The sequence below is a fragment of the Gallintestinimicrobium sp. genome (genome assembly GCF_046968865.1).
GTDB lineage: Bacteria > Bacillota > Clostridia > Lachnospirales > Lachnospiraceae > Gallintestinimicrobium > Gallintestinimicrobium propionicum.
Genome location: NZ_JBKVPW010000015.1, coordinates 55,866 through 82,850 on the forward strand (window position 1 = coordinate 55,866; position 26,985 = coordinate 82,850).

At 50.4% G+C, this 26,985-nt stretch carries 26 protein-coding genes and 1 pseudogene; 7 read left to right on the top strand and 20 right to left on the bottom strand.

All coding sequences use genetic code 11. The features are described 5' to 3' along the window. Positions 1-75: 75 nt before the first annotated feature. The 14 genes from ACLTOQ_RS12655 to ACLTOQ_RS12720 all read right to left on the bottom strand — a co-directional run bounded on the left by ACLTOQ_RS12655 (position 76) and on the right by ACLTOQ_RS12720 (position 14,674). A complete protein-coding gene (locus tag ACLTOQ_RS12655) occupies positions 76-807 on the bottom strand; it encodes a nitroreductase family protein (RefSeq protein ID WP_021914394.1) in 732 nt (243 codons plus the stop codon). Then, positions 804-1,673, bottom strand: a complete 870-nt coding sequence (locus ACLTOQ_RS12660; RefSeq protein WP_412319583.1) for an SDR family oxidoreductase — start codon at positions 1,671-1,673, stop codon at positions 804-806. Before ACLTOQ_RS12660 ends, ACLTOQ_RS12655 begins: the two co-directional genes overlap by 4 nt. 63 nt (positions 1,674-1,736) lie before the next feature. Further along, positions 1,737-2,237 (bottom strand): transcription elongation factor GreA, encoded by a 501-nt coding sequence (greA, locus tag ACLTOQ_RS12665; protein WP_308728294.1) that lies wholly within the window; start codon positions 2,235-2,237, stop codon positions 1,737-1,739. Between the two features lie 286 nt (positions 2,238-2,523). Next, entirely contained in the window at positions 2,524-3,330 is an 807-nt protein-coding gene (locus tag ACLTOQ_RS12670; protein WP_412319584.1) for a glycerophosphodiester phosphodiesterase family protein, read from the bottom strand. A 75-nt stretch (positions 3,331-3,405) separates the two neighbouring features. Continuing rightward, the gene (locus tag ACLTOQ_RS12675) at positions 3,406-4,686 is read right to left on the bottom strand and encodes an MFS transporter (RefSeq protein ID WP_412319586.1); all 1,281 of its coding nucleotides are present in this window, start codon (positions 4,684-4,686) and stop codon (positions 3,406-3,408) included. A 213-nt stretch (positions 4,687-4,899) separates the two neighbouring features. Next, a complete protein-coding gene (locus ACLTOQ_RS12680; RefSeq protein WP_021914228.1) occupies positions 4,900-5,445 on the bottom strand; it encodes a hypothetical protein in 546 nt (181 codons plus the stop codon). Further along, positions 5,430-5,768 carry a hypothetical protein gene (locus ACLTOQ_RS12685; protein ID WP_412319587.1) on the bottom strand — a complete coding sequence of 113 codons (339 nt, stop codon included), beginning with the start codon at positions 5,766-5,768 and terminating at the stop codon, positions 5,430-5,432. The genes ACLTOQ_RS12680 and ACLTOQ_RS12685 overlap by 16 nt, the downstream gene beginning before the upstream one ends. Before the next feature lie 9 nt (positions 5,769-5,777). Continuing rightward, positions 5,778-6,689, bottom strand: a complete 912-nt coding sequence (locus ACLTOQ_RS12690) for a hypothetical protein (RefSeq protein ID WP_021914226.1) — start codon at positions 6,687-6,689, stop codon at positions 5,778-5,780. Between the two features lie 18 nt (positions 6,690-6,707). After that, positions 6,708-8,084 (bottom strand): MATE family efflux transporter, encoded by a 1,377-nt coding sequence (locus ACLTOQ_RS12695; RefSeq protein ID WP_412319588.1) that lies wholly within the window; start codon positions 8,082-8,084, stop codon positions 6,708-6,710. 227 nt (positions 8,085-8,311) lie between these two features. After that, positions 8,312-11,440, bottom strand: coding sequence for an alpha-mannosidase (locus ACLTOQ_RS12700; protein ID WP_412319589.1), 3,129 nt, complete (start codon positions 11,438-11,440; stop codon positions 8,312-8,314). A gap of 52 nt (positions 11,441-11,492) precedes the next feature. Beyond that, positions 11,493-12,080: an NYN domain-containing protein gene (locus ACLTOQ_RS12705; RefSeq protein ID WP_412319590.1), complete on the bottom strand. Its 588-nt coding sequence runs from the start codon at positions 12,078-12,080 to the stop codon at positions 11,493-11,495. A gap of 36 nt (positions 12,081-12,116) precedes the next feature. Then, a complete protein-coding gene (locus ACLTOQ_RS12710; protein ID WP_412319591.1) occupies positions 12,117-12,710 on the bottom strand; it encodes a hypothetical protein in 594 nt (197 codons plus the stop codon). Next, positions 12,710-14,371 (bottom strand): GTP-binding protein, encoded by a 1,662-nt coding sequence (locus ACLTOQ_RS12715; RefSeq protein ID WP_412319592.1) that lies wholly within the window; start codon positions 14,369-14,371, stop codon positions 12,710-12,712. The genes ACLTOQ_RS12710 and ACLTOQ_RS12715 overlap by 1 nt, the downstream gene beginning before the upstream one ends. A gap of 90 nt (positions 14,372-14,461) precedes the next feature. Then, positions 14,462-14,674: a cold-shock protein gene (locus ACLTOQ_RS12720; protein ID WP_021914222.1), complete on the bottom strand. Its 213-nt coding sequence runs from the start codon at positions 14,672-14,674 to the stop codon at positions 14,462-14,464. 261 nt (positions 14,675-14,935) lie between these two features. On the opposite strand from ACLTOQ_RS12720, the gene ACLTOQ_RS12725 reads away from it, so the two are divergent. From ACLTOQ_RS12725 to ACLTOQ_RS12745, 5 genes are read left to right on the top strand one after another with little or no spacing between them, the layout of a single operon-like run. Further along, positions 14,936-16,933, top strand: a complete 1,998-nt coding sequence (locus ACLTOQ_RS12725) for a TIM-barrel domain-containing protein (protein ID WP_412319593.1) — start codon at positions 14,936-14,938, stop codon at positions 16,931-16,933. A gap of 36 nt (positions 16,934-16,969) precedes the next feature. Further along, the gene (locus ACLTOQ_RS12730) at positions 16,970-17,761 is read left to right on the top strand and encodes a GTP pyrophosphokinase family protein (protein WP_412319594.1); all 792 of its coding nucleotides are present in this window, start codon (positions 16,970-16,972) and stop codon (positions 17,759-17,761) included. Positions 17,762-17,775: 14 nt separating this feature from the next. Next, complete coding sequence (locus ACLTOQ_RS12735) at positions 17,776-18,453, top strand: amino acid ABC transporter permease (protein WP_021914701.1); 678 nt, start codon at positions 17,776-17,778, stop codon at positions 18,451-18,453. 3 nt (positions 18,454-18,456) lie between these two features. Then, positions 18,457-19,194, top strand: a complete 738-nt coding sequence (locus ACLTOQ_RS12740) for an amino acid ABC transporter ATP-binding protein (protein WP_412319595.1) — start codon at positions 18,457-18,459, stop codon at positions 19,192-19,194. 60 nt (positions 19,195-19,254) lie between these two features. Continuing rightward, positions 19,255-20,088, top strand: a complete 834-nt coding sequence (locus ACLTOQ_RS12745) for a transporter substrate-binding domain-containing protein (RefSeq protein WP_412271780.1) — start codon at positions 19,255-19,257, stop codon at positions 20,086-20,088. An 83-nt stretch (positions 20,089-20,171) separates the two neighbouring features. Here the strand turns inward: ACLTOQ_RS12745 and ACLTOQ_RS12750 are convergent, their stop codons facing one another. The 6 genes and pseudogenes from ACLTOQ_RS12750 to ACLTOQ_RS12775 form a co-directional block, all read right to left on the bottom strand. Next, positions 20,172-20,549 carry a VOC family protein gene (locus ACLTOQ_RS12750; protein ID WP_262586800.1) on the bottom strand — a complete coding sequence of 126 codons (378 nt, stop codon included), beginning with the start codon at positions 20,547-20,549 and terminating at the stop codon, positions 20,172-20,174. Positions 20,550-20,690: 141 nt separating this feature from the next. Next, positions 20,691-21,659, bottom strand: a pseudogene (locus tag ACLTOQ_RS12755) (serine hydrolase domain-containing protein); the annotation flags it as partial. A gap of 4 nt (positions 21,660-21,663) precedes the next feature. Then, positions 21,664-22,785, bottom strand: coding sequence for a DUF362 domain-containing protein (locus ACLTOQ_RS12760; RefSeq protein ID WP_308728628.1), 1,122 nt, complete (start codon positions 22,783-22,785; stop codon positions 21,664-21,666). A 132-nt stretch (positions 22,786-22,917) separates the two neighbouring features. Continuing rightward, positions 22,918-23,886, bottom strand: coding sequence for a redoxin domain-containing protein (locus tag ACLTOQ_RS12765; RefSeq protein WP_412319597.1), 969 nt, complete (start codon positions 23,884-23,886; stop codon positions 22,918-22,920). Then, positions 23,883-24,839: a 4Fe-4S binding protein gene (locus tag ACLTOQ_RS12770; protein WP_021914696.1), complete on the bottom strand. Its 957-nt coding sequence runs from the start codon at positions 24,837-24,839 to the stop codon at positions 23,883-23,885. Before ACLTOQ_RS12770 ends, ACLTOQ_RS12765 begins: the two co-directional genes overlap by 4 nt. After that, on the bottom strand, positions 24,832-24,978 hold the full coding sequence (locus ACLTOQ_RS12775; protein ID WP_021914695.1) for a CD1871A family CXXC motif-containing protein: 147 nt from the start codon (positions 24,976-24,978) through the stop codon (positions 24,832-24,834). The genes ACLTOQ_RS12770 and ACLTOQ_RS12775 overlap by 8 nt, the downstream gene beginning before the upstream one ends. 146 nt (positions 24,979-25,124) lie before the next feature. Between ACLTOQ_RS12775 and ACLTOQ_RS12780 the strand changes: the two genes are divergently transcribed. Together ACLTOQ_RS12780 and ACLTOQ_RS12785 are read left to right on the top strand one after the other, a co-directional pair. Continuing rightward, entirely contained in the window at positions 25,125-25,802 is a 678-nt protein-coding gene (locus ACLTOQ_RS12780) for a response regulator transcription factor (protein ID WP_021914694.1), read from the top strand. After that, positions 25,799-26,971 (top strand): sensor histidine kinase, encoded by a 1,173-nt coding sequence (locus ACLTOQ_RS12785; RefSeq protein WP_412271768.1) that lies wholly within the window; start codon positions 25,799-25,801, stop codon positions 26,969-26,971. The genes ACLTOQ_RS12780 and ACLTOQ_RS12785 overlap by 4 nt, the downstream gene beginning before the upstream one ends. Positions 26,972-26,985 lie beyond the last annotated feature (14 nt).

The window sequence follows — 26,985 nt, forward strand, 5'->3', positions numbered from 1 at the left end:
ACAATTAGATATAGAAATGCAATGATGTCCAAGTGGACAAAAACGCCCCCGGAGTGCCAGCTCCGAGGGTGTTTTTTACTCGTTTTCAAACTGTTTCAGGTATTCTCCGACTGAACGCGTCATTTCTTTTGCAAAATCGGAATCGTATTTCCGGTTGCAGAACGCATTCATCCAGTCTTCAAAGCTTCTGTTCTTACACTGATATCCGAACATCTCCCGAAGTTCGTTTCCATCCATACTGCGGTAGGTGTTTTCATGCACGATATGTTTCTGGTCACAGCGCTGCGGTTTTGTCCGCTCGAGCTGCTGCTTCGTCGGCCAGCCGAACACAAGCATCACGGCAGGAAAAACATACTCCGGCAGGTTCAAAATTCTGCGCTGTTCTTCACAATTTTCCATGATGTCTCCGATATAACAGGAGCCGATCCCGAAGCTCTGTGCGGCGACGACCGCATTCTGGGCTGCGATCGCTGTATCCGTCACCGCCAGCATCAGGTCGCCGACGCCAGGCTTTCTCGGACTGCAGCCCGCTTCCAGATAAGCGTCGTACCATTTTTTACAGTCTGCACAAAAGACAAGAACCATCGGCGCGGTTGCAATGAACGGCTGGTTATCACAGGTTTTTACAAGCTCGTCCTTTAGCTTCTGATCAGTGATATCCAGGATTGTATACAATTGCTGACAGCCCGCGCTCGGCGCCTGTGCAGCAGCTTCTAAAATGATTTGTTTCATCTTTTCAGGAATCGGTCTGTCCTCATAGACGCGCACCGATTTCCGGTCATATAAACTTTTTATAATTTCATTCATAGTGCGCCACCTTTCCGCAGAAATGCTTCCAGCCCTGCTGCCGTATCCGGAAAGAAAATTCCGTGCCGCGCCAGCTTGTCTGTACGCATCATCAGGTTGCGGACATTACCGCCTGTCGCTTTTTCTGCAAGGGCTTCCTGCCCAAAGGACGCCATCACGCGGCGCACCGTTTCATACATGTTTGCATCGTTGCTGCTCCCATAATTGTAAATGCCACCGGGCAGTTTCCACGCTGCTTCCATGTTCTTTACGACAAGGGTTACGTCCGTCACACCACGGTGGTCCGTATCCGAAAATTTCCGGGACTGATTTTGGTCGAGCATTTCCCGAAGCATCGTTGCAAGGTTGCGTCTGCCTTTTGCCAGCTCGTCCTCTGTCAGGCTGTCATACATCCACGAAAGCCGAAGCACTACGCTCTCCGGCTGGTATTTTAAGCAGAGCTCCTCACCCTGCAGCTTTTGTTTCCCGTAAAGTGGCTCCGGCGTTTCGATGCAATCCTCCCAGTGGGGCTCCAGATATGCGTCCAGACTCTCCTGCTCTCCCCGTTTTCTGAAATAAACCTGATCCGAGCTGCACATTACGAGCTTTGTTCCTGTTTTTCCGCAGGCTTTCGCAAGGTACTCCGTTCCCAGCACATTGACGGCATGAGACAGCTCCGGTTTTTTACTGCATTCTGCCACGTCCGAAACCGCCGCGCAGTGAAGCAGCACATCCGGGCGGTAATTTTCCACTGTTTTGAATACCGCTGCCTCATCCGTCAGATCCAGGTCTTTGTGGGTTACGCCCCACACGTCGTATTTTTCCCCATAATAGGCTGTCAGACGGCTTCCTACAAAGCCGCCTGCGCCTGTCACCATGATTTTCATAGATTTTTCCGTCTCCATGCGATCTTCGCTGTCTCTTGCGCAGGCTCTTTTTCATTCTATTGTTTAAAAGCTTCTCAGCTCATCGTCATCCCCTGCCGACTTGTCGATCGAACGGATCACGACATAGTAGCCGTCTCCACCGCCGATTTCCACAAAAACTCTGTCACCAACCTTATGCCCCAGCAGGGCCTTCCCCAGCGGAGACTCGCCGGAAATCAGTCCTTTTAAGGAGTCCTGGCGCATTGTCGTCACAATTTTGTAGGTTTCTGTCTCGTCATCCTCTTCAAACCAGACCTCTACCTTATTATTCATGCCGACCTCGTCCGCTGCAGATTCGTCCGAAACAACCTCTGCCGTTTTGATCATCCGCTCCAGGAAACGGATCCTGCCTTCATTTTTGTTCTTGAATTTCTTTGCAGCATAATATTCGAAATTCTCCGAAAGGTCGCCCTGGGCCCGCGCTTCTTTTACATCCTCCAGCGCTTCCTTGCGGACAACGAGCTTTCGGTATTCGATTTCCTCCTGCATCTTTTTGATATCGCTTTCCGTCAATTGATTATGCATGATTTCCTCCATTTTGAAAATATTTTGCATATTTTCCTGCTTTTCAGGCATGTTTTTTCAAGCATCCTTTTAAAAAGAATGTGCCTTGGCACATTCTCGCGCCGAGGCGCGGTTGCCTCGGCAACCATCTACCCTTGCGCCGAGTGCGCATCCTCGCGGAGCATTTTTATCGTATGGGAACGAAGTTTCCTATACGACAGGAAAGAGACGGAACTCTTTTGGAATCCCGCCTCTGCTTTTATTTCTAATACTAAAATCACTTCCGACGCGCGCACATCATCCTGCCTCACTGCTTCGGCGCAAATCCTTCAAAAATAAAGTAATCAAAGGATCTGCTGCAGGCATCCAGCTGTGCCTGACATTTTACCGTCCATGCAACGGACGGACAGCCAAACAGGTTACGGCAGATGTTTTTGGATACCGCATGCATTGCACGGCAGTCATATGCGATGAAATCCGGCTTTGCAAGAAAATTGGTCAACAGATGACGCAGTGCAAAATACTGCGCACCCTTTGTATTTTCATCCCGCTCAAAATTCATCGACAGCTGTCCGCGGCAGATATGGGGATAGTTTTTCCGATACCAGACCAGTACCTGCGGATGGAAGGATTCGATACAGTAAATTCCGGTATAGCTGTTTAAAAGCTCCTGGGCTTTTTCACAGATCTTGCTGCCCTCTTTATATTTCAGCTCAACGATCAGGGGTACCTTTCCGTCCACTGCCTTTAAAACATCCTCAAACAGCGGCACTCTCTGGTCGCTTCCGTAGATCGGATATTCCTGCAGCTCTTCATAGGTGCACTGGTCGATCTCTTTGTCCACACCACTGATCCGCTTGAGGTTAAAATCATGTACAACGACAACCTTTCCATCTGCAGTCATCTGCACATCCAGCTCAATGCCATAGCCCGCATCCACCGCTTTTTGGAAGGCTGCAAGGGAATTTTCAGGCGCGTCTGAAATATTATCATGCAGACCGCGATGCGCGTAATACACCTTCGGCATACGCTCCGGCCGTTCGCAAAGTCTCGGAGCGATTGCAATTAAATAAGCACCTGCAGCGGTCGCTGCCGCCGGTATCCATTTTTTCATCGGTATGCTTCTCCTTTGATCCAGTCATCTTTCCGTTTCATTGTCGTTTTCGCAATTCTGAACTATGAAAGTATTTTAATCCTCTACGTCAAAATTTTCCAGCAGATTTTTTTTGCGTTCCGGTTTATTATCGCCGTGGTGCACCATGCTCATGGTAATCATCGCTGCAACCGTAAAGACACAGGCATACGGAAATAACGTCCGATAGGAAACATACTGTAAAAACGCGCCGGACAAAATTGGGGTCACAATCTGTGCCGACATGGAAAAGGTATAATAAAGCCCCGTATATTTTCCGACATCTTCACTTGAACACATCTCCACAACCATCGGCAGGGAGTTTACACTCACTGCTGCCCAGCCCATTCCGATCAGGGCAAAGCCAAGATTGATAACTGCGTGATATTCCGTGAAGAAAATCGCCGCAAAAAAGCTGATCAGCATCAGTACCAGACCGCCCATGATCGTTTTTTTTCTGCCCACCTTCGCGGAAATCATGCCGATGGGGATATAGCTGATAATCGCCGCTACGGTCGCTACCATCAGGCAGTTGGCAAAGCCGCCGCCCTCCATGCCCCATACGGTACGGGCATAGCGGGAAAATGCTGTCGTCACTGCATTATATGCGGTAAACCACAAAAAGATCGAGATCAGGATCATCGTCAGACTGCGCTTTACTCCCGGAGTAAGCTCTCCTGTCTTGTCCGCCTTTTGTTCTTCCTCTGTTTCTTCTTCCAGATTTGCTTTCGCGACCTCCTGTGCAAGCTTCTTTTCCCGCACTGTCAAAACAAGAAGTACAACAGCAACCACCATCAGAAGTGCTACGCCCAGAAAGACCGGCGTATAATCCGGTTTGTCTCCGCCCTTTAACAGCAGACTGATCAAAATCAGGGTATAAATACCTCCGACTGCACCCATCAGGTTAATGATCGCGTTTGCCTGACTGCGCAGCGGCTTCGGTGTCAGGTCAGGCATCAGCGCTACTGCAGGCGACCGGTACAATCCCATCGCAATCAGCAGGAAAAACAGGCTGATGACAAACAGCACAAAATTTCCTGTTTTATCCGCATGCGGAAGCAGCATCATCAAAACAACCGCGAGTACCGTCCCAACCACAATAAACGGCGTCCGTTTTCCCCATCTGGTATCCGCTTTATCGGACAATGAGCCCAGCAGCGGAAGCAAAAATACCGCAAGTACATTATCTGCCGCCATAATTGCTCCGGTGAGCGTCTCATTTAAGTGAAACGTTCCCTGCAAAATCAGCGGGATGATGTTGTCATACATCTGCCAGAACGCACAAATGGACAGAAAGGCAAGTCCTACCAGAAATGTTCTTTTGTAATTCAGTTTCAAAAAAATCCCTCCTTTTCCTGCGCTGTAGGACAAATTCCCCCGATGCCTCAGCGCGTCCTCTATTTTCTACTATACCCCAGAAAGAGGAATTTGACAAATTTAAATGGAACAAAATCGCGAAATCCGAATTACATAAACCGGAGCGTATCTGCAAACATCTGTTTCCTGCCACGGCTGTTTTACTGCCACGGCTGTTTCACTGCCACGGCTGTTTTACTGCCGTCCCCAGATCTCCCCGGCGCGAAAGCCCAGAAGCATCAGCTCCAGCATTTTCGGATCGTACTGGCGGTATTTCAGAAAATAGTAGAGCGTATCCAGATAGTTCATAAACGCCTTTTTATCCTGCTCACGCAGCACCTGGTCTTTGCGGTTTCCAACCAAAAATGCCGCAAGTCTGGAGAAAACAAATTTTTCATTGATAAATGCCAGAAAATCATCCTGCCGCTGTGTCACTACCTGCAGTGGTTTTCTGCGCAGCAGCCAGAATGTCTCGTATGCGATCACCTTTGTTTCGTTGATATGATGGATATGGTGGAATTTTTTCAGTCTCGACACATCCGAAAAATAATCCAGCACTGCATGCATCAGCAGTACTTCATCCAGCCGCACCTCTGACTCCAGCTTCTGACTTTTCAAAAATTCCATACATTCCTTGTATAAAAAAGCGTACCTGCTGCGGATGACATCCTCCGAAAATTCCTCCAACAGTCCGCTATAGTTCAAATACATGCTTTCGATAGAATTCATTCCGCTGTCCATCCGGCATTTCTCCCTTTCTGTTCCTCCCTGCAGCAGGCGGCAGGCGTTGTTTTCTCTCCCTGCTCTGTAGCCAATCCATCCGATGCTGTCTCGTCCTGAGCAGACATGTCTGCTCCCTCCAGCTGCAGAATCTCACAGCAAAGCTTTGTCTGCAAAAAATTGCAGTATTCATCCACGCTCTGATCCTCAATCGTGCCATGCCGGATCCGGGACGTATCTCCCAGCAGGTGCTGGCGGATTCCGCCCTTTCGCGCAAGTGTCAGCATTCGATCCGCACTTTCATACGCACTCTTGGGAATTCCCCAGAATAAACTATCCTCCATGCAACCTCCTTATTCCGCCAGAATGGAATCGATCGCATCCTGAACGGTCTCGATTTTTTCCAGTTCTACACATCCGACCTGGGTTTCATGAGTCTCATATTCCCGCCGGACATCCACCATACTCTTTTTGTCCAGAAAGGCATCCCCCGGAACATCCTGCAGACGTCTGTAAAAGGATGCCATTTCGTCCCCCATTCCGGCAAGACGATTCAACAGCTCCGAAAATTCCGTCAGCATCGGATTCTGTTTTTTGTAGGGGTAAAGAATGTGATGATCGATTTCTCCCCACCCCTCCTCAAACAGCGTCCTGACCTGCACCTCCAGGTACATGCCGCGGTATTTGAGAATATAATGCACGGAACGGTAATATTTCTGATCATAAATATCATCGCTGGCGATCCAGTCTGCATAAATGTCCGCAAAATCCCCCGGGCGCATATGTACCTTGGGTGCTTCCACCATATAGCGGTCGCGGCTTTCGTCAAAATCCTTCAGGCAGTCATGCACATACCATGAAGCATGATTTTCAAAATGCTTCAACAGATATTTATGGAACACCACCCAGTCCTCCCGGTACAGCAAAAGTCCACGGAACCCGATGATGTCTGTGACGAATTTCAGATAGTTCTCCTTCGTCAGTTCTTTATATTTCCGATAATTTTCAACCCGTCTGCGGATAATTTTTTCTACCAGATGCCCCGGTGTCTTTATTCTGGTACGATAGGAATGCAAACCGGTCTCGTCTTCTTTATTTTCGATCAGTTCTTTTAAAAACATATCCCGAATCATGTAAAAGCCGTCCACGCGATAGGCATAGTCCTCCGCAATCGCTTCCAGATCCGCCCAACTCATACCGGCTTCTTCATACATCTTTTCCGGAATGGCATATTGGTTTAGAAAAGCAGTTTTATCTCCCAGCATTTAAATCCCCCTGTTGCATCACATCTTATCCATCCGGTCGGAATGAGCAAGCCATTTCTCTCCGCGAAAGCGCAGACCAAAGGCAACTGTTTTGACCGCCCATTCGGTACACATCGCTATCCAGACGCCCTCCAGACCCAGTCCCATCGGGATCGCCATCAGGTAGCCCAGTCCGACACGAACCACCCACATCGTAACAAGAGAAAAGTAGGACGCGTAGGACGCATCACCCGCCGAACGCATGACAGAAGGAAGCACACTGGATGCCCCCCAGAAAAACGGCATGCTGACTGCCGCAATGATCAGTACCCGGTAAATCATCGGAACCGTTTCTGCCTGCGCCTGATAAAGCTTTAACAGAATCGGAATACACGGCATTCCGATCGCCAGTGACAATAACACCAGAACAGTACACAGCCAAACCATGGATCTGCCGTAACGGCGCGCCAGCTTTTTCTCTCCTGCACCGATACACTGACCAACGATCGTCACGGCCAGCGTCGCCACTGCGGACGGTGCCGCATACAAAACAGAAAAGATCGAGTTGGACACGGCATTTGCCGCAACGCTCGCCGTTCCCAATTTTGCAATGTAAACCTGAACCAGCATCGCGCCTCCGTTCATAAACAGCTGCTCCATTCCACAGGGGATGCCGATCCGAAAGATTTCTTTCTGAATACGCCAGTCGATTCGAAAAACGTGCCTCGGACGGATCTCAATCGAACTTTTTTTGGATATCAGCATCAGGACTGCAGCCATGCCGCCTACCAGACGCGCCAGGTTCAAAGAAAGTGCGCTTCCCATGATATCCAGCTTCAAAATATTGATAAATACAAAGCTTGCCACAAAATGCAGGACATTGATCAAAATCGACAGGTGCAGACATTTTTTCGTCTCTCCCAGTCCACGAAATACCGCAAATCCGCTCATATAGACAGATAAAAATACCGCCGAGATCGCAACTCCGATCAGATAATGCTCTGCCTTTACGAGAATCGTTTCCTCCATTCCATGAAACAGGAAACGGATCAGCGGATCTGCACAGAGCACAAGAAGGATACATGCAGCAAGAGAACAAAGCGGCAGTCCCACGATCAGCTGACCTGCTGCCTCTTTTACCCTTTCGGTTTCCCCTTTTCCCTTAAACATCGCAACCACAACGGTACCACCGGCAGAAATGGCATTGTTGATGGCATATACCATCATATAGAGCGGCCCGACCAGGCTGATGGCCGCTACCGACTCCTGACTGGAGGAGCTGATCATCGCAGTTGTCAGTACACCGATACCGAAAACGAAAAACGAATCCATGATCAGCGGCATCAGCATCGAAATGATCTGACGTCCTGTAAAAATCGAGCTTCCAAGTTTTTTGTCCAAAATTTTCGTCAACATGAGTGTACACCTTTCTGTCGGTTTCTCTGTGGAACCTTACGCTGCAGTGCGCATCCTCGTAGAGCATTTCTTATCGTATGGAAACGAAGTTTCCTATACGATAAGAAAGCCCGGTGCCAAGTTTCCTGTAAAGCACCGGGCATTTCTGTATGTGATTTTATCAGAGCCACCTAAAAAAACAAGTACCGAATTTTATATAAATCCGTAAAATTTCAGAACTCACATTTTTATACTTCAAACAGCAGCGTCACGATTTCATAAGGCTTTACGGTCATCTGAATCGTACCGTTTTCTTTAAAATCGCCCTGCGGACGCTCTCTTAAGTCGCATTCGCAGTAGCGCTTCCACGCAAAACCGGGCGTTACGGTCAGCTTGTTCGTGCCGCCGGTAAAGTCGTGGAACCGGACTGCAATATATTTTCCATCCTCTGTCTTCTTGACAGCATCCAGTTCAACGCACTCTTTGTCAAAGCCTACAAAAGAACCTGCAAACGGAAGTTTTACACTGCCTGCAACGCTGTGCATCGGCCAGTTCAAATCGCTCGCTTCCTGTACGGTGCGGCCTGCAATAAAGTCTCCGGTATGAGGCAGCAGCGCATAAGTGAAGTGATGCTCGCCCTGATCCTGGCTGTGATCCGGATAGGTTGCTGTCTTGATCAGAGTGATGCGCAGTACATTATCCTTTACATCATGACCGTACTTGCAGTCATTTAACAGGCTGACACCATAGCCGTATTCGGAAAGATCTGCGAAACGATGTGCAACGCTCTCGAACTTCGCCTGATCCCAGCTTGTATTCCAGTTATTAGAACGACGTACATTACCATACTGTACATCGAACGTTCCGTAAGTGGTGCGGATGTCAACCGGGAATGCAGCCTTCAGCAGCTGATGGCGCTCATGGCAGTCTGCATCCGTCACGAAATCAATTCTACGGTCATCTGCATACAGGATAACATCCTGGTCAATGGTGGAATTCATATACTTCCATCCCATGTGAAGCACCAGACGAACCGATCCACACTCTTTGACTTCAAAACAGGTCAGTCCATCAATGACACGCATCTTTTCCTGATAGTAGATCTCGATATCCCATGCGTCATTGCCCATCGGCTTATCTTCAAATACCTGCAGAACGTTGCCGCACTGTCCGGGTGCAAGCACCTCACGGTCATTTTCTTTATCATACAATCTGGAAATCTGACCGGCTTCATTAAACTCAACCAGATAAAACGGAGTTTCAACCTTATGCCCGTCTACGGTAAATGCCGTATTCTCTGCAGCAGGTGCTTTTTTCAGGACAACCGCAGCGGTGCCCATTGCGGGAACCTCCGGGATTTCCACAAGAAGTCCGCCTTCTGTTTCCTGACTCTTTAATGCCGTGCCGTCCTCCAAATAAGCGCTGTTTCCTGCAGCACCGAGCAACAGAACCGAGCCGCCTTTTCTTACAAAGCTGTTGCTGTTAAAAACGGTATAAACAGAGGCTTCTTCTGTTACGGCGTCTGCAATAAAGCCTGCTTCCACCTCTTCGCCCTGTGTTGCGATCCATTCGTAATCTTTTTTGGAATCCTCATATACTTCGAAGATCGAGGAGCCGGGGATAATGTCATGGAACTGGTTGGTCAGGATATGTTTCCAGCCGGCTGTCAGCTTTTCCTGCTCCGCCAGGGACAGATCATTACCAAGCAATGCACGCAGTACGGTAAAATACTCTGCCTCACGATATAACAGCTCCATCTTACGGTTCATGCGTTTGTTATGCGCATGGCTGGTATAAGTACCACGGTGATATTCCAGATACAGCTCGCCATCCCAGGTATTGACATAGCGGTCTGTCTTTGCAACCGTTTCCTTCAGCTTACGGAAATATTTGCCTGCGGTAGTCGTCTCCACATGCGGCAGTCCCGGAATCTTATCCAGTCTGCGGCGCTGCTCCAGCATATCACGGTTGACACCGCCGCCGCCATCTCCGTAACCATAGGAAAGCAGCAGGTCATGATTCATTTCCTTTTCGCTGTATCCGTCCCAGATACCCTTGACGGTACGGGGCTCAATCAGTCCGTTATAGGTATAGAACCAGCTGTCTCTTTCTCTCCCGGGCTCCGGCGTCGTAATAAAGTGGGTCAGCACTTTGCTGCCGTCGATGCCTTTCCAGTAAAACGTATCATGCGGCATACGGTTGTACTGGTTCCAGCTGATTTTTGTCGTCATAAACATGTCGATGCCGGCTTTTTTCAGGATCTGGGGGAGTGCCCAGGAATAGCCGAATACATCCGGCAGCCACAGAAATTCTACTTCCTTGCCGAATTCATCCTTGATGAATTTGCTGCCGATTAAGATCTGACGGGTCAGAGACTCACCGCTTGTCAGATTACAGTCTGCCTCAACCCACATTGCACCGTCCGCTTCCCAGCGGCCCTCTGCCACGCGGTCTCTGATCTGGCTGTACAGCTCCGGATAATCTTCCTTTACCCACTCATAGAGCTGGGGCTGTGTCTGCAGGAAATCATATTCCGGGAACATCTCCATCAGGCGCATAACAGTTGTAAAGGATCTGCCGCACTTTTCTCTGGTGTTTTTGAGTCTCCAGAGCCATGCAGTATCAATATGGGTATGTCCAACTGTGTATACATGGATATCGGAGTGCTTGTCCATCGCGTCAATTGCTGCGTTTAAGCAGTCGTCTGCTTCCGCAACAGATGCATAGAAGTCATCGCTGCCCGGATAAGACCAGTCAATCTTTAAAAATGCACGGTCAAGGGCTGCCTGCAGGTTATGGCGAACCGGATCGTTCTCGGAAAGCTCTTCAATTGTCTTCCAGACCATCAGGCCAAGATAATACAGGTCGTCTGTCTTTTCATCCAGATAGCCTAAAAATGCGCTCTTTAAGCGATGCTCCACCTCTCTGGGCAGTCCGCCGCCTTCCAGACCGGACCAGAGGCGGAAGGTCAGGCTGACCTCATTTCCACAGATCTCAGGTCTGAAAAATACTTCCTTATGATTGGCATCAACCGCCTGATACTGTTCGCCGTTTACAAACAGCAGTGATTCAAACCCGCTGTTGTTGCCGCCGCCTGTCATACCGAAGTCAAACACACCTACCGCGCGCTTTCCTTCCCATTCTGCCGGCACTTTCATCTCCCCATGCAGCCAGAGATATAAATCCCTGCCCTTCCAGTCAGAGCCGGTACAGATCCTGTCCCAGCCGGTAAAATCTGTCGGCACATCCGGATTTACCAGGCCGCTTTTGTCTTCTTTTGCCAGAAACGATTCAAAATTTCTGACGTCCCGGTAACGGTATTCTCCCAGCTCCCGGATTCTTCCTTCCAGCTTTCGCTGTGTGAAAAACATGTCCATTGTGTTTCCCCTTTCTTGTTTCCCTTTCCTTTTTCCCTTTTTTATAAACTCCCTATAATTCCCGTTTGCCCAGCCTGACCTCTTCCATATAAGAGACCAACTCCTCCGGCAAATGGTCAAACAGGTAATTATGGTCGTTTTCCGTAAGTTGTTTCTGCGTGCTGCCCGGTCTTTTTTCAATCCGTTCCAGCACCTTTTCGCGGGTCAGCTCGACTTCCTCCAAAAGCTCCCGCGCCGCCATCCTGCGCGCGCCCTGTCCGTAAATGATGACCTGCTCCAGCGCATCGGAGGTCGCTACCGTCACATCGGCTTTTTTCCCGATTTTGTGGACGGTTTTTTCGATATATTGGTCAGCCGTCTCCGCTTCCTTCGTAAAGACGACGTGAATATTATGATAATTGAAAACGCGTTCCTGCCCGCCTTCCACACGGTAAGCGTCGAAGACGAGGATCAGCGTGCAGCCGTTAAAGCCCTGGTAATCGCACAGAACATCCATCAGGAGGTTCCTGGCGCTTTCGATATTAACCTTCGAAAGCTCGCGCAGCATTTCCCAGGAAAAAATGATATTATAGCCGTCAACCAAAAGATAGCGTTCCCGCGGCTTGCTCCGATCCGCCTCTGCCGCACGGGAGCGTTCCATCAGGCGTCGTGGGGGTGCTTCTTCCCTGTAGCGCTTCTAATAGCCCTTTTTGCTCTTCGGCTCGCTGTTCTGATAATAGGTGCGCTTGAAAATTTCTTCCAGCTCTTCTTCGCTGACAAAGGTTTCCGGCGTCTCTTTTCTTTCCCGGACAAAATATTCTGCGTGGCTGCTCTGGGATATCCCGGTCGCTTCTTTTTCGTCTGCACTGCCTTTTTCAGACGGCAGCGCAACCGCTTCGAGGTGCATATAATCCTCTACCTGATCCCATGATACCACAAATCCGGCTCCGTGTGCACAAAAAACGGAGGAAGGAGGATTTTCCAGGTCTGCTTCCGGATCATAGCCGGCTGCCGCCATCACTTCCTCTGCGTTATGGCACGCAGCATAGCCCTGCAGCGTACAGAACAGCTTTCCACGGCCTCTGCTGTAGGAGGTAACCTCCTGCTGATAGCCCCGCATACATGCAACCGGCGCGCTTCCGCACAGAATCGCAAATTCCCCTTCCGTCTGCGGCGGCTCAAAGGTACCGTTCATCCGCTGAATATCCGTCATTGCCCGTCCGATCTGCTCCTGTGGAATCTCCAGTCGAAAGCTGTAAACAGGCTCTAAAAGTACGTTTTGTGCTCGCATCAGTCCCTGTCGGAGTGCCCGATAGGTCGCCTGACGAAATCGCCGCCCTCGGTGTGCTTGATATGCGCCCTGCCATTTACCAGTGTGATCTTCATATCCGTGATCTCTGTGCCGCATAAAACGCCTTTATGGCGCTTTTCTTCCAGATGGGTCAGCACCAGCCTCTGCCAGTTACGGTCCAGCACATCTTCGCTGACAGCTGACGCAAACTGCAGTCCCATGCCGCGTTCCAGGGGTTCCAGCAAAAGATGAACCTCCGCATAGTGCCGAAGGGGCTCGAAATGTCCGACGCCCTCGACGGGCGCTGCAATGGTTTCCCGGTATACAATGCTGCCCTGTCCGAAGGAAACCGGCACGCCGAAGCGCTCTCTGATCTGGTTTTTCAGGATTTCCATCTGCACTTCGCCCATGACCTGCGCGCAGATCTCAGAGGAAGCTTCCTCCCAGACAATCGAAAGCTCCGGTTCCTCTTCCTCTAACTGCCGAAGATTTCTGAGCATCGTATGTGCATCGCAGTCCGGCGGCAGCTCGATCTGATAGGTTAATACCGGCTCCAGCAGCGGCAGCACCGGTTCCGTTTGCGCCCCAAGCCCTTCTCCTGCATAGGTTTTTGACAGTCCTGTCACGCTGCAGATTTCTCCTGCGGCCGCCTGCTGTACCTGTTCATAGCCACTTCCGTTATAAATCCGGATCTGGTCGGCTTTTTCTTCCCATTCCTGTCCATCAGCAGTTTGTCCCCTCAGGCTCTGCCGCGTAAAAAGACTTCCTCCGGTCAGCTTCATATGCGTCAGACGCTTTCCGGTTTCATCCCTCGTGATCTTAAAAACACGTGCCCCAAACTCCTCTGTGTATTCCGGCTCTTTCATCAGCTTCGACAGCCCGGACAATAGCGCATCCACGCCACAGACTTTTAGTGCCGATCCAAAAAAACACGGAAATAGCTTTCTTTCCTTTACCAGAAGTGCTGCATCCTCCCAGGTCAGCGTATCGCCATCGAGATAGCGTTCCAAAAGGTCTTCCTGACACATGGCGACATTTTCCCAGAAATCCGGGACAGGAATCGGTGCTGCACATGGCAGCGGGCTGTCCGAAGCGTTTGTGCGCATGGCGGACACTGCGTCTGTACCTGTGCCCAATGTCCTGATGCCGGATGCTATATCTGCGTTGTCTGGCGGCTGCGGCATACTGCACACTTTGATACAGTGCTCGTTCAGCTGTTTTTGCAGCTGCAAAAGAAGTTCTGCCTCATCTGTCCCTTCCTGATCCATCTTGTTGATAAACAAAACGGTGGGGATCTGATAACGGGAAAGCAGCCGCCAGAGTGTCTCCACATGTCCCTGCACCCCGTCCGCGCCGCTGATGACCAGCACCGCATAATCCAGCACCTGCAGGGTCCGCTCCATCTCTGCAGAAAAATCCACATGTCCGGGCGTATCCAGAAGCGTCACGTCAAAATCACCCAGTACAAGCTTCGCCTGTTTTGAAAAAATCGTAATACCCCGGGCCCGCTCCATCGCGTCCGTATCCAGAAAGGCATCCTGATGGTCTACTCTGCCCAGCCGCCGCAGCATACCGGTCCGATATAAAATTGCTTCTGCCAGTGTGGTCTTTCCGGCATCCACATGTGCCAGAATACCGACTGTTACCTTTTTTGTGCCCAACTTCCGATTCCTTTCTGTAAGATTTTGCGATGCATTGATATCTCCACTGCTAAAAAAAGCCCCGCATATGCGGGGCTCTTTTAGTCATCCTTATGCGATGTGAACGTTAACCGCTCTCAGCTTTCTGGAATCCTTAGGATCGCTTTCTACATCGAAAGTTACCTTCTGGCCTTCTTCCAGAGTTTTGAAGCCATCTACCTGGATAGCGGAGAAGTGTACGAATACGTCCTCGCCGTTTGCATCGTTGGTGATGAAGCCATAGCCCTTGCTGGAATTAAACCACTTAACTACACCTGTGTTCATTTTCAAGTACCTCCTGAATAATTTGGATCAATTGGAGACGCCGCTGCGCGCTGACTTACGAAATCTATCCGTAAAAAAAGACTGTCCGCAAGCCACCATAAAGAAAAGGACGACTTTTCAGTACAGTCAGTTCTAAGCTCAAATTGATTCTGGAGCTATCATAGCATTATTCCCCTATTTTGTCAAAGATATTTTGCAGTTTTTTCAATATCGTAGTATGCTAAAAGGAGGTACCAAACGAAACACCAAGGAGGTTACAAAATGCAGTATTTTGAACGTCAAAATGACAGTCTGCTCTTTCGCTTAAATGGAGAAACCGTCATGGTTTCCCCTTGGGGAGAAGACAGCCTGCGCACGCGGGCGGCATTGTTTAACGAGCTTTCAGACAACAGTCCGGCACTTCTTTCTCCGACAAAAAGTGAGCCTGTTATCGAACTCGGGGAACGTCAGGCTGTAATTACCAACGGCAAAATCCACGCTGTGCTTTCCCTGCAGGACTGGGGCGATGAGCTGCAAATTTCCTATTATAATCAAAAGGGCGAGCTTCTGCTGCAGGAAATTCCAAACGGCGGTGCCCTGTTTTTAAAGGCACGTCGCTTTCAGTCCCTGCCCGGTGACTCTTTTTTCCTGACCGCATCCTTTGTCTCCAACCCATCAGAAAAAATCTACGGTATGGGACAGTATCAGCAGGAAACCCTCAATTTAAAAGGCTGTAATCTGGAGCTTGCCCACCGCAACTCACAGGCGAGCATCCCCTTTTACGTTTCCAGTCTCGGTTATGGCTTCTTATGGAATAATGCCGCTGTGGGAGATGTCCATTTCGGCACGAATACGACACAGTGGACTGCCCGCTCCTGTAAACAGCTGGACTACTGGATCACTGCAGGCGACACTCCTGCTGAAATAGAAGAAGCTTATGCCAACGCAACCGGAAAATCTCCCATGATGCCCGAATACGGTCTTGGCTTCTGGCAGTGCAAGCTGCGCTACTATAATCAGGAGCAGGTGCTTTCCATTGCCCGTGAATACAAGAAACGGAATATCCCCCTGGACGTCATCGTGATCGACTTCTATCACTGGCCCTACTGTGGTGACTGGCGTTTCGATGAAGAATTCTTCCCGGATCCTGCTGCCATGATAAAGGAGCTGCAGGAGCTTGGTGTAGAAACCATGGTTTCTATCTGGCCTGCCGTAGATTTTCGCAGTGAAAACTACGAAGAGATGAAGCAGCAGAATATGCTGGTAAAATCCAACTCCGGCGTCGATGTCCAGATGATCTTCCACGGCAATAATGCCTTTATGGACGCAACCAATCCCAAAACACGCCGCTATGTCTGGGAAAAATGCAAACAAAACTACGCGGACCTCGGCATTCGCACATTCTGGCTGGACGTTGCAGAGCCGGAGTATACGTCCTACGATTTTGAAAACTACCGTTACTATTCCGGTACGGTACTGGAAACCGGCAATATCTATCCCAGAGAATACGCGCGGCTTTTCTACGAGGGGCAAAAGGAAAACGGTCAGGACGACATCGTCAATCTGATCCGCTGCGCATGGGCAGGCAGCCAGCGTTACGGTGCTCTGGTCTGGTCCGGAGATATTATGTCAACTTATGAGGACTTCCGTAAGCAGATCTGTGCCGGAATCCATATGGGACTTTCCGGCATTCCGTGGTGGACAACCGATATCGGCGGCTTCCATAACGGTGTTGCTGCAGATCCCGATTTTAAAGAGCTGCTGATCCGCTGGTTCCAGTTCGGTACCTTCTGTCCTGTTATGCGTCTGCATGGCAGCCGCCAGCCCTATACCCCAATTTATAACAAGGCGGGCGAGCTTCGCGAGGGAACCGGAACCGATAACGAGGTATGGAGCTATGGCGAAGAGGCTTATCAGATCATGACAAAATTCATCCATGTCCGTGAGCTGATGCGAGACTATACGAGAAGCCTCATGCAGCAGGCACACGAAAACGGTCATCCGGTGCTCCGTGCTCTGTTTTATGAATTTCCGTCCGATCCGACCTGCTGGGACATCAAGGATTCCTACCTGTTTGGATCTGATCTTTTAGTCGCACCAATCTGCCATGAGCATGCAGTAGACAGACAGGTTTATCTTCCTGCCGGCGCATCCTGGACAGATGCCCGCACCGGAGTAGTTTATGAGGGCGGTCAGTGGATCATGGCGGATGCGCCGATGGATACGCTCCCCGTGTTCCTGCGCGACGGCAGACAGGACTACCTGATCGGAGAGATCTGATACCGCCACCACCGTTAAGAAAGGAACTTTCAACCAATGGATACCAAAAAAGACCCTTTCCAGAACCTTCAGGAAAGAATGCGCAACGCCCTTGCTGACCACTCGATCCGCGCGTTTCAGGAGCTTTCCAGCTCCACGCGGGATCTGATGTCCTGCTATCGCTGCGCGATTATGGAGATTGAAACGAAATTCCGCGTATTAAACGAACGTTTTTCCCTCCAGCACGACCGCAACCCCATCGACAGCATCCAGAGCCGCTTAAAGTCCCCCGACAGCATTCTGGACAAAATGCTTCGAAAAAAGCTGCCCTTTACCCTCGAGGCAATTGAAAACAACATCTTCGACATCGCAGGCATCCGTGTCGTCTGCTCCTTTGTGGACGATATTTACATGCTCGCTGACTGCCTGCTGCAGCAGGACGATATCACGCTGATCGAGCGCAAGGATTACATCAAAAATCCGAAGAGAAACGGTTATCGCAGCCTGCATCTGATTATCGAGGTGCCGATCTTTTTACAGAATGAGAAAAAAATCATGAAAGCGGAGGTACAGCTGCGCACGATTGCCATGGAGTTCTGGGCAAATCTCGAACACCAGCTCCGCTATAAAAAAGATCTGTCACCCGAGTTAATGGAGCAGACCTCCTACCAGTTGAGCGAATGCGCACGCTTAAGCGCTGTCCTCGACGAGCAGATGCAGGCAATCCGGGATATTATTGAGAAGGAAGAAGATTCGTCTGAAAAAAGCGACAGCCCTAAAAAGCCTTCCGACCGACTTTCCCGTCCGATCTTAAGTGCGCTGGAAAACTATGCCCCGAAGGCAGAATAAGGAGGATACTTATCATGTTCAGCAGTCGATTATGGCAGCTATTTTTAGACTCTTTTCCCAAAATCCTGCTCCCGGGCCTGACGGCAACCATCCCGCTGACAATTATTTCCTTTTCGCTGGCGCTGGTGATCGCGGTGGTTGCGGCTCTCGTGCAGTTTGCAAATATTCAGGGACTCAAGCAAATCGCCCGCTTTTATATCTGGATTTTCCGTGGGACGCCGCTTTTGGTACAGCTGTTCGTCGTGTTCTTCGGTCTGTCCAGAGTCGGCATCGTCCTGGATCCGTTTCCCGCTGCAGTCATCGTCTTTTCTTTAAATGAAGGCGCTTACTGTGCAGAAACCATCCGGGCGGCACTGGAATCCGTTCCGAAGGGCCAGCTGGAAGCCGGTCTTTGTGCAGGACTTTCCTATTTACAGACCATTTTCCGCATCGTGCTCCCCCAGGCGATGCGTACCGCATTTCCGCCGCTGTCCAACTCCCTGATCTCCATGGTCAAGGATACCTCTCTGGCAGCCAACATCACCGTAACGGAAATGTTCATGGTAACCCAGCGAATCGTTGCCCGTACCTACGAGCCGCTTCTTCTGTATCTCGAAGTCGGTCTGATCTACCTGATCTTCTCCACCGTCCTGACAAAGCTTCAGGCTGTCGGTGAGAAAAAACTCGGTTCCTACGGACAGAAAGGAGTCTGACCTATGCTGAAAATCCGAAATATTCATAAATCCTTTGGCAGCACTCCTGTCTTAGGCGGAATCGATCTGGACGTAAACCAGGGAGATGTTATCGCCATCATCGGTCCGAGCGGTTCTGGCAAAACCACACTGCTGCGCTGCCTGAATTATCTGGAGCACGCCGACGAGGGCACGATGGTCTTTGATCAGGAAACCTTTGCGATGAATAAAATTTCCAAAAAGGACATCGCCCGGCTCCGCAAAAAGACTGCCTTCGTGTTCCAGAGCTATAACTTATTCGCCAACAAAACCGCCCTCAAAAACGTCACAGAGGGACTGATTGTCGGCCGCAAAATGCCCAAAGAGCAGGCACGTGAAATCGCTATGAAGGCGTTGGAAAAGGTCGGGCTTGCCGACCGCAGCGACGCTTATCCGGCACAGCTTTCCGGCGGTCAGCAGCAGCGTGTCGCAATCGCGCGTGCCATTGCCGCCCAACCGGAAATCATCTATTTCGATGAACCGACTTCGGCCCTCGACCCGGAGCTGACCGGTGAGGTTCTTTCCGTCATGCGTTCCCTGGCAAACGAGGGAATGACGATGATCGTCGTCACACACGAAATGAGCTTTGCCAAAAATGTTTCCAACAAGGTCATCCTGATGGAAAACGGGCGTATCGTGGAACAGGGACCCTCGAAGGAGTTTTTTGCAAATCCGAAAGAAGAACGTACCAAAGCATTTTTACAGTCTTTTGACCAGCAGTAATCCGGCGCTTTACCTGCCCGGCTGCCGCTGGCAAGAATATCAGAAAGGAGTTATTTTTTTATGACTTTCAAAAAATCTATTGCACTGCTGCTTTCCGGCTCTATGCTGGCAGCGGCTGCTTTAACCGGCTGCGGTTCTGACAACACTGCAGCAGCTGTCTCCAACACAGCAGGCAAAGACCTGTTAGACCAGATCCAGGCACGGGGCAGCATCACGGTTGCCATGGAGGGTACCTGGGCCCCCTGGACCTATCACGATGAAAACGACGAGCTGGTGGGCTACGACGTAGAGGTTGCAAAGCTGATCGCAAATGAGCTTGGCGTCGATGTCAACTTCGTCGAGGGCGAATGGGACGGTCTGCTCGCCGGCCTGGACGACGGCCGCTACGACATCATGGTAAACGGCGTAGGTGTTACACCAGAGCGTCAGGAAAAATACGATTTTTCCGTACCTTATGCCTATAATAAAACTGCTGTCATCGTCCGCAGCGACTACGACGAAATTCATTCCATGGAGGATTTAAAGGGAAAACACACTGCAAACACCATCAGCAGTACCTATGCAACCCTTGCGGAAAAATACGGTGCAGAGGTAACGGGCGTCGATGACCTGAATCAGACCATCGAGCTTTTACTTTCCAACCGAATCGATGCAACCCTCAACACAGAGGTGACCTATTATGACTACTTAAAGGCACATCCTGATGCAGATATCAAAATTGCCGCTTTGTCTGACGAGGTAGAAAAGGTTGCAATCCCCGTCCGCAAGGGCGACGATACAAAGACGCTGCTTGCAGCCATCAACGACGCTCTCGCAAAGCTGGACGAATCCGGCGAGCTGACCGCATTGTCGGAAAAATACTTCGGAACCGATATCTCGAAGCTGGAAAATTAAATCACCAAAATTCACTTCAAAAAGCTCCTGTGCATATTCCTGCACAGGAGCTTTTGATTCGTAGGGTGTATTGTGTCGAAAGTTTATTCATGAATCTCCAACGGAAGTCCGTCGGGATCTGCAAAAAATGTCATCGGTTTTCCGGTAAACTCATCGGTACGGATCGGCTCTGTCACAATTCCGAGGCTGTTTAACCGCACAACCGTATTCTCCACGCTCTCCACAAAAAATGCGAGATGCCGAAGTCCCTGTGCCTCCGGATAACTCGGACGCTTGGGTGCATCCGGCTTGATAAACAGCTCGATCTCCTGCTCTCCGCATTTCAGATCGATCTTGCAGTCTGCTTTGTCTTTCCGGTGGTTTTCCCGGATCACCGTAAAGCCGAGCAGATCCACATAAAAATGTCTGGAGCGCTCATAATCGCTTCCGATGATCGCAATGTGGTGGATTTTTTCGGACAAAGCGCCCGCTTTGATTGTCAGCTGTCCGGTACGCTCTTTCAGCACGTCTGCTGCCGCCGACGCCTCCTGTGCACTGTCTGTCAGGGTCGGAACGATTTCTTCAAAAATTCCATCCAGCTCGTCCTGGGTCTGATAGGTTCCCGTCGTCAGGATCACAAACAAATCCTTATCAGGCAGCACAACGCCGAACTGTCCGAAGGCGCCATCCGCACGGAAGGATCCGGGTGTCCTACACATCCAACACTGGAATCCGTAGCCGTAAGCCCATTCTTTGACGTGTCCTTCCGCATCTCCGGCAGTCTCGATCTGCTTGGTGCAGGCAAGGTCAAACCATTCCTCTTCCAGCAGCTGCCTGCCTTCCCAGCGTCCACGGTTTAACAAAAAATAAATAAAACGCGCCATGTCCTCTGTCGTCATCCGCATACCGCCGCCAGCCATTTCCACCGCTTCCGGTCCCGGGCACTTTGAACAGGTCAAGGAAGTAATGCCCAGGGGCTCCAGCAGACGGGGCTTTAAAAATTCCGTCACATCGCAGCCTGTTTTTCTCTTCAACACAGCCGCCAGCATGTTTGTGCCCGCCGTATTGTATTTATAAAATGTTCCCGGCTCATGTAAAAACGGATGCTGTAAAAACTCCCGGATCCAGTCGGGGGATTCCATATCAATTTCCGTCTCATGTCCGCAGCTCATGGTCAGGAGATGCCAGAGGGTGACCTTCTGCAGATTTTCTGACAGCTCCTTCGGAAGAAGCTCCGGAAAAAGATCCACTAACCGCTCCTCCAGTGACAGGATTTTTTCCTGTCGTGCAAACCCGATTGCCGTTGCCGTCAGGGTCTTGCCAAAAGAATACAGCGGGTGCGCAAGCTCCGGTGCATACGGCTTCCACCAGCCCTTTGCTGCACATTTCCCATGCCGCACCACCATAAAGCTGTGCAGCTCGATGTTCTTTTCCTCCATCCGGTCCAAAAACCGGAGAATTCCCCCGGAACTGATCCCCAGCGATTCCGGTGACGCATCCTGAAAATAAGACATACCCCATATCCTCCTCTTTTTTAGATGATCTGCTAAAAACGGCTCCCTGTTTTCGGAGCCGTTTTTGGTAATACACATCGATTCAGACCCGTTTCAGTTCATATGCACGGGTGCCCAGACCGATTTTTTCTGCCTGATCCAGCGTTGCTTCCCATTCCACATTCGGATTGGAATCTAGGAAATGATCGTGATGATGATGCCAGTCGGGCTTTGCCAGATGTTCTCCAAGCTGGCTGTTTGCGATCGGAGTCGCCTGCAGGCAGGCATCCGCACACGCCTGATCCAGTGCTACCGGGTCAAAGCTTGCAAACATACCGATATCCGGCAGGATCGGCGCATCATTTTCGCCATGACAGTCGCAGTTGGGGCTGATATCCTGCACCAGTGAAATATGGAAGCAGGGACGGTTCTGACAGACAGCCATCGCATATTCTGCCATCTTCCGGTCCAGCAGCTCGTTTGCACAGCTGTTTTCATTGTAGACTGCATCAAAGCTGCATGCTCCGATACAGCGTCCGCAGCCCTTACATTTGTCGTAATCGATAACCGCTTTTCCATTCAGATATGTAATCGCATCGCTTCCGCACTCATGTGCACAGCGTCTGCAGCCGCGGCATTTTTCCAGATCGATAGCCGGCTTTCCGCTGGTATGCTGCTCCATCTTGCCTGCACGGCTGCCGCAGCCCATGCCGATATTTTTGATGGCACCGCCAAATCCGGTAGATTCATGTCCCTTAAAGTGCGTCAGGCTGATAAAAATATCCGCATCCATAATTGCACGTCCGATCTTCGGTGCAGGACAATACTCTGCATTCGGAACCGGTACTTCTACCTCGTCCGTACCCCGCAGACCGTCTCCGATCAAAATCTGACAGCCTGTTGTGATGGTATTAAAGCCGTTTAAATTTGCACAGTCCAAATGCTCCAGCGCATTTTTGCGGCTGCCGGGATAAAGGGTGTTGCAATCCGTCAAAAACGGAACGCCACCCTGTGCCTTGCACAGATCTGCCACTGCCTTTGCATAGTTCGGACGCAGAAATGCCAGATTTCCAAGCTCGCCGAAGTGCATTTTAATCGCGACAAACTTGCCGTCCATATCAATGTTTTTGATGCCTGCCGCGAGACAGACCTTTTTTAACTTATCCAGCTGACTTGTACCAACCGGGCACCTGAAATCCGTAAAATAAACTGTTGATTTTCCCATGCTTCCCTCCAAATTTTAGCTATGCACGACACGTGCCATTTTTCTGCCTTGAAGACATTTTACCATCTTACATCAGGAAATCCAATGCACTTTTCAAAAATTTGTCGGGTGATGCCACAGCCTGTAGTCCTGTTATTCCTCGTTTTCTCCCGTATCGGAAGCAATGGCCTGATCTATGAGTTTTTGCAGCGTTTCCGCCTGATTCTTCTCCGTAATAGCGCCCACGATGGGATCCCCGACGATATTGCCGTTCCGATCTACTACATAGGTAGTGGGATAGGCATAAATGCCGGTGGTAAATCTTCCCGCCTCGCTGTCAGAGTCAAAATACACATTCTGATACGTAGCGCCTTTCTTGGCCAGTACGTCCTTCGCCTCGGAAATTTCTGCCTCATTTCCATCCAGCGTAAAGGAGTTCACACCGATGAGTGCGCCGTTTTTCTCTGCAAGCTCTTTGTTCAGCGCATCCAGCTCCCCAAGCTCGCCTACGCAGGGACTGCAGGTGGTAAACCAGAAATTCACCACGGTTACTGCATTCCTGGAAAACAGCTCGTCGCTCTTGACCGGGTTTCCGTCCAGATCCTTGCCTTCAAAGGCAGGAAACTTCTGCACACTGCTATCCTCAGAGGAGCCGGTCTGGGCACTGTCCCCAGGGACACTCGTTTCACTGTTCATGGATTGCTCCACGATCTCAGGATATTTTTGCTCCAGCTCCGTCAGCTTGTTTTCTATCTCACTGATCTTTTCAGCAGAGGTTTTGAGCAGCTCATATTCTTCGTCCGAAAACTGATCTTTGGCATTCTCTATCGTGTCCAGCAGAAAATCTCCGTAGTTTTTTCCGTTTTCCAGCATGGCTGAACCCTTGTCAGCCTCCATGTAGACCTTTTCCCACAAATCGGTATTCTCCGAAAGAATCTCGTTCTCCTGCTCCATCAGCTTCTTATACGTAGAAAGTGCCTCCTGGGCATTTTCTGCTTCCGCCGTCATCGTAACAGCATTGCTGCTCTGATCTGCATTCCCGCTGTCCTTTGTGCCGCAGGCTGTAAGAGAAAATGCCAGCAGTACAGTCAGTCCCAGTTTGATCCATTTCTTTTTGTTCATTTTGATTCCTCCATATTTGTTTTTTTTGTAGTTTTCTTTGTCGTTTCATTTACAGCTTCTTTTGTCGTTTCATTTGCAGCCTCTTTCCCGTCGCCAAAGCCGTAGCGGAAGCAAACCGCACCGGTAGGACAGGCACGAACGCACATCCCGCAGCGGATGCACTCCCCATGATTGGGTGTTTTTGTCACATCCACATCCATTTTGCAGGCTCCGGCGCATTTCCCGCAGGAAACACATTTGCTCTCGTCCACCTTCATCTGAAAAAGGGACACCCGGTTCATCAGGGCATAAAATGCTCCCAACGGACAAAGCCATTTACAGAAGGGGCGATAGAACAATATGCTCAGTACAAGGATTCCCAGCAAAATGGTGAATTTCCATGTAAAAAGAGAGCCAAGTGCCGCCCGGATGCCGGAATTGGCAATAGACAGCGGGATCGCCCCCTCCAGCACACCCTGAGGACAGAGGTATTTGCAGAAAAAAGGATCTCCCATGCCTACATCGTTTACAACCAATGCCGGCAGCAAGACCACCATTACCAGCAAAACCACGTATTTCAGATAGGTCAGGGGCTTCAGCTTTTTTGTGGAGAGCTTTTTCGTTGGAATTTTATGCAGCAGCTCCTGAAACCAGCCGAAAGGGCACAAAAACCCGCAGATAAAGCGTCCCAGCAATACTCCCAGCAAAATAAGAAAGCCGGTTACATAATAGGAAAAGCGAAACCGTGAGGAGCCTGCCACTGCCTGAAATGCCCCAATGGGACAGGCGCCGGAGGCTGCCGGACAAGAGTAGCAATTCAGCCCCGGTACGCAGACCGTTTTCCCTGTGCCCTGATAGAGTCCGCCCTTGATAAAATTCGGCAGATGCAGATTGGTCAATAAAGCTGCGCCTGCCTGGATCCAGCCCCGAAAACGGGACATAAGCTGTGATACACCTGAAATTTTCTTATCCAATTCCCACACACTCCAGACATAATTTGATGGCTTTACTCAGTACCGTCGCTGCCTCGCCTCTCCAGGCACCAAAACACAGCATTGCAGCTCCTGTTATCAGCAGTGCGATCTGCGCTGCGACTTTTTTCTTGTAACGCATTTTTTTATCACCCTTTCTGTTTTTTACGTTCTGATCATAGCACAAATCAGTTAAAGTCTCTGTTAAGAATGAAAAATTAACACAAACTTTATCTGCTTCTGCTATAATTATGGGAAAACAATCGCTATTAAAATAGGAGGATTCTTATGCACCTTTTGGTCATTGAAGATGAGCGCGTCCTGTGCGAGACAATCGTCCGCAGTCTGCGGCGTCTGGCATACAGCGTGGATCACTGTTACGATGGAGATAAGGCACTGGAGCTTCTTGGCACAGAGCGGTATGATCTGGTTCTGTTGGATCTGAACCTGCCCGGTAAGGATGGCATGACAGTACTGCGCACCTTTCGTCAAAGGGATCGTAAGACCCCTGTGCTGATCCTTTCCGCCCGCAGTGAGGTGAAGGACAAGGTGGAGGGATTGGATGCCGGAGCCAACGACTATCTTTCAAAGCCCTTTCACTTAGCCGAGCTGGAGGCCCGCATCCGCAGCCTGACTCTGCGGCAGTTCACCCAGCAGGATGTGCTGCTGACCTTCAAGGCTCTGAGCTTCGATACCCGTTCCCGCACCGCCACCGTTAACGGACAGACGCTGGCCCTCACCCGCAAGGAAACAGGTATTCTGGAATATTTAATGGTACATCAGGGACGGCCGGTAAGTCAGGAGGAGCTGATGGAGCATGTCTGGGACAACAGCGTAGACAGCTTCAGCAACTCCATCCGTGTACATATCTCTGCCCTGCGTAAAAAACTGCGCGCTGCATTAGGTTATGACCCCATTCGCAACCGCATCGGCGAGGGCTATCTGATGGGAGGTGACACAGATTGAAAAAAATTTCTCTGCAATGGCGCATCACGCTGATGACTGCTCTGCTCATCGGCGTTACCTGTATCGCCATGAATCTGCTGCTCTGCTCCTCCGGCATCTATTATATGGATACCATCGCCGACACACTGCAGGGCGGCGACAGGATCCTCCTCGACGAAGAAGACACCGTGAGCTTTGATCCGCAGCTGGCAGCGCCTGACGGCGAGCTGACGATCCTTATTGATGGAGCACAGGGCCGCTTTCGCACAACAAACTGGTATATCACGGCGGTGGTGACGGCATTGAGCGGTATTCTTGCCTACTTCGTCAGCGGACATGCCCTGAAGCCCCTGCGCAGCTTTGCCTCCCAGACAGAAAAGGTACAGCTGAACAATCTGGCAGATATCCGGATCAACGAAAATGTTCTGCCGGAATTCAGACAGCTTGGTCACTCCCTGAACCAGATGCTGGAGCGGTTAAACAATGCCTTTTCTGCCCAGAAACAGTTTACCGGCAACGCTGCCCACGAGCTGCGCACACCTCTGGCGCTGATGCAGGCGCAGCTGGAGCTTTTTTGTGCAGAGCATCCCGACATGCTGCCGGAGACGGCAGACTTTCTCTCCCTGCTGCAGGAGCAGACAGAACGGCTGTCCCAGATGACAAAAACCCTGCTGGAGATGAGTAATCTGCAGCAGGTAGAACGAAACGAATCCATTCAGCTTGCTCCCATGGTGGAGGAAATTTTCACAGATCTTACGCCGCTGGCGGAAAAATCCGGCATCACTCTGGAGCTTACAGGTGACGGTGTTATGACTGGCAGCGACGCACTGATCTATCGTATGATCTTCAATCTGACAGAGAATGCGATCAAATACAATCGTCCAGACGGTTCTGTACAGGTCTGCATCACCCAGGAGCCCGAAAAGCTTCTGATCCTTGTTTCCGATACGGGACGGGGAATTCCGGAGGAATATCAGCAGAGTATCTTTCAGCCCTTCTTCCGTGTAGACAAGTCCCGCAGCCGAACCTTCGGCGGTGCCGGCCTTGGTCTTGCGCTGGTATGGGAGATTGCAGCTCTTCACGGAGGCTCTGTCCGGGTTGCAGAAAGCTCAGACAGCGGAACCACCATCGCTGCAGAGCTGCCACGCTCCGGCAATCATGCAGCAGATCCCAAAAACGAAATGCTTTAGAAATCAAAACGAAC

Coding starts and splice junctions, on each gene's coding strand:
- ACLTOQ_RS12655 (WP_021914394.1), bottom strand. CDS start 807: ATGAATGAAATTATAAAAAGTTTATATGACCGGAAATCGGTGCGCGTC.
- ACLTOQ_RS12660 (WP_412319583.1), bottom strand. CDS start 1,673: ATGAAAATCATGGTGACAGGCGCAGGCGGCTTTGTAGGAAGCCGTCTG.
- greA (WP_308728294.1), bottom strand. CDS start 2,237: ATGCATAATCAATTGACGGAAAGCGATATCAAAAAGATGCAGGAGGAA.
- ACLTOQ_RS12670 (WP_412319584.1), bottom strand. CDS start 3,330: ATGAAAAAATGGATACCGGCGGCAGCGACCGCTGCAGGTGCTTATTTA.
- ACLTOQ_RS12680 (WP_021914228.1), bottom strand. CDS start 5,445: ATGGACAGCGGAATGAATTCTATCGAAAGCATGTATTTGAACTATAGC.
- ACLTOQ_RS12685 (WP_412319587.1), bottom strand. CDS start 5,768: ATGGAGGATAGTTTATTCTGGGGAATTCCCAAGAGTGCGTATGAAAGT.
- ACLTOQ_RS12690 (WP_021914226.1), bottom strand. CDS start 6,689: ATGCTGGGAGATAAAACTGCTTTTCTAAACCAATATGCCATTCCGGAA.
- ACLTOQ_RS12695 (WP_412319588.1), bottom strand. CDS start 8,084: ATGTTGACGAAAATTTTGGACAAAAAACTTGGAAGCTCGATTTTTACA.
- ACLTOQ_RS12700 (WP_412319589.1), bottom strand. CDS start 11,440: ATGGACATGTTTTTCACACAGCGAAAGCTGGAAGGAAGAATCCGGGAG.
- ACLTOQ_RS12705 (WP_412319590.1), bottom strand. CDS start 12,080: ATGGAACGCTCCCGTGCGGCAGAGGCGGATCGGAGCAAGCCGCGGGAA.
- ACLTOQ_RS12710 (WP_412319591.1), bottom strand. CDS start 12,710: ATGCGAGCACAAAACGTACTTTTAGAGCCTGTTTACAGCTTTCGACTG.
- ACLTOQ_RS12720 (WP_021914222.1), bottom strand. CDS start 14,674: ATGAACACAGGTGTAGTTAAGTGGTTTAATTCCAGCAAGGGCTATGGC.
- ACLTOQ_RS12725 (WP_412319593.1), top strand. CDS start 14,936: ATGCAGTATTTTGAACGTCAAAATGACAGTCTGCTCTTTCGCTTAAAT.
- ACLTOQ_RS12730 (WP_412319594.1), top strand. CDS start 16,970: ATGGATACCAAAAAAGACCCTTTCCAGAACCTTCAGGAAAGAATGCGC.
- ACLTOQ_RS12735 (WP_021914701.1), top strand. CDS start 17,776: ATGTTCAGCAGTCGATTATGGCAGCTATTTTTAGACTCTTTTCCCAAA.
- ACLTOQ_RS12740 (WP_412319595.1), top strand. CDS start 18,457: ATGCTGAAAATCCGAAATATTCATAAATCCTTTGGCAGCACTCCTGTC.
- ACLTOQ_RS12745 (WP_412271780.1), top strand. CDS start 19,255: ATGACTTTCAAAAAATCTATTGCACTGCTGCTTTCCGGCTCTATGCTG.
- ACLTOQ_RS12760 (WP_308728628.1), bottom strand. CDS start 22,785: ATGGGAAAATCAACAGTTTATTTTACGGATTTCAGGTGCCCGGTTGGT.
- ACLTOQ_RS12765 (WP_412319597.1), bottom strand. CDS start 23,886: ATGAACAAAAAGAAATGGATCAAACTGGGACTGACTGTACTGCTGGCA.
- ACLTOQ_RS12775 (WP_021914695.1), bottom strand. CDS start 24,978: ATGCGTTACAAGAAAAAAGTCGCAGCGCAGATCGCACTGCTGATAACA.
- ACLTOQ_RS12780 (WP_021914694.1), top strand. CDS start 25,125: ATGCACCTTTTGGTCATTGAAGATGAGCGCGTCCTGTGCGAGACAATC.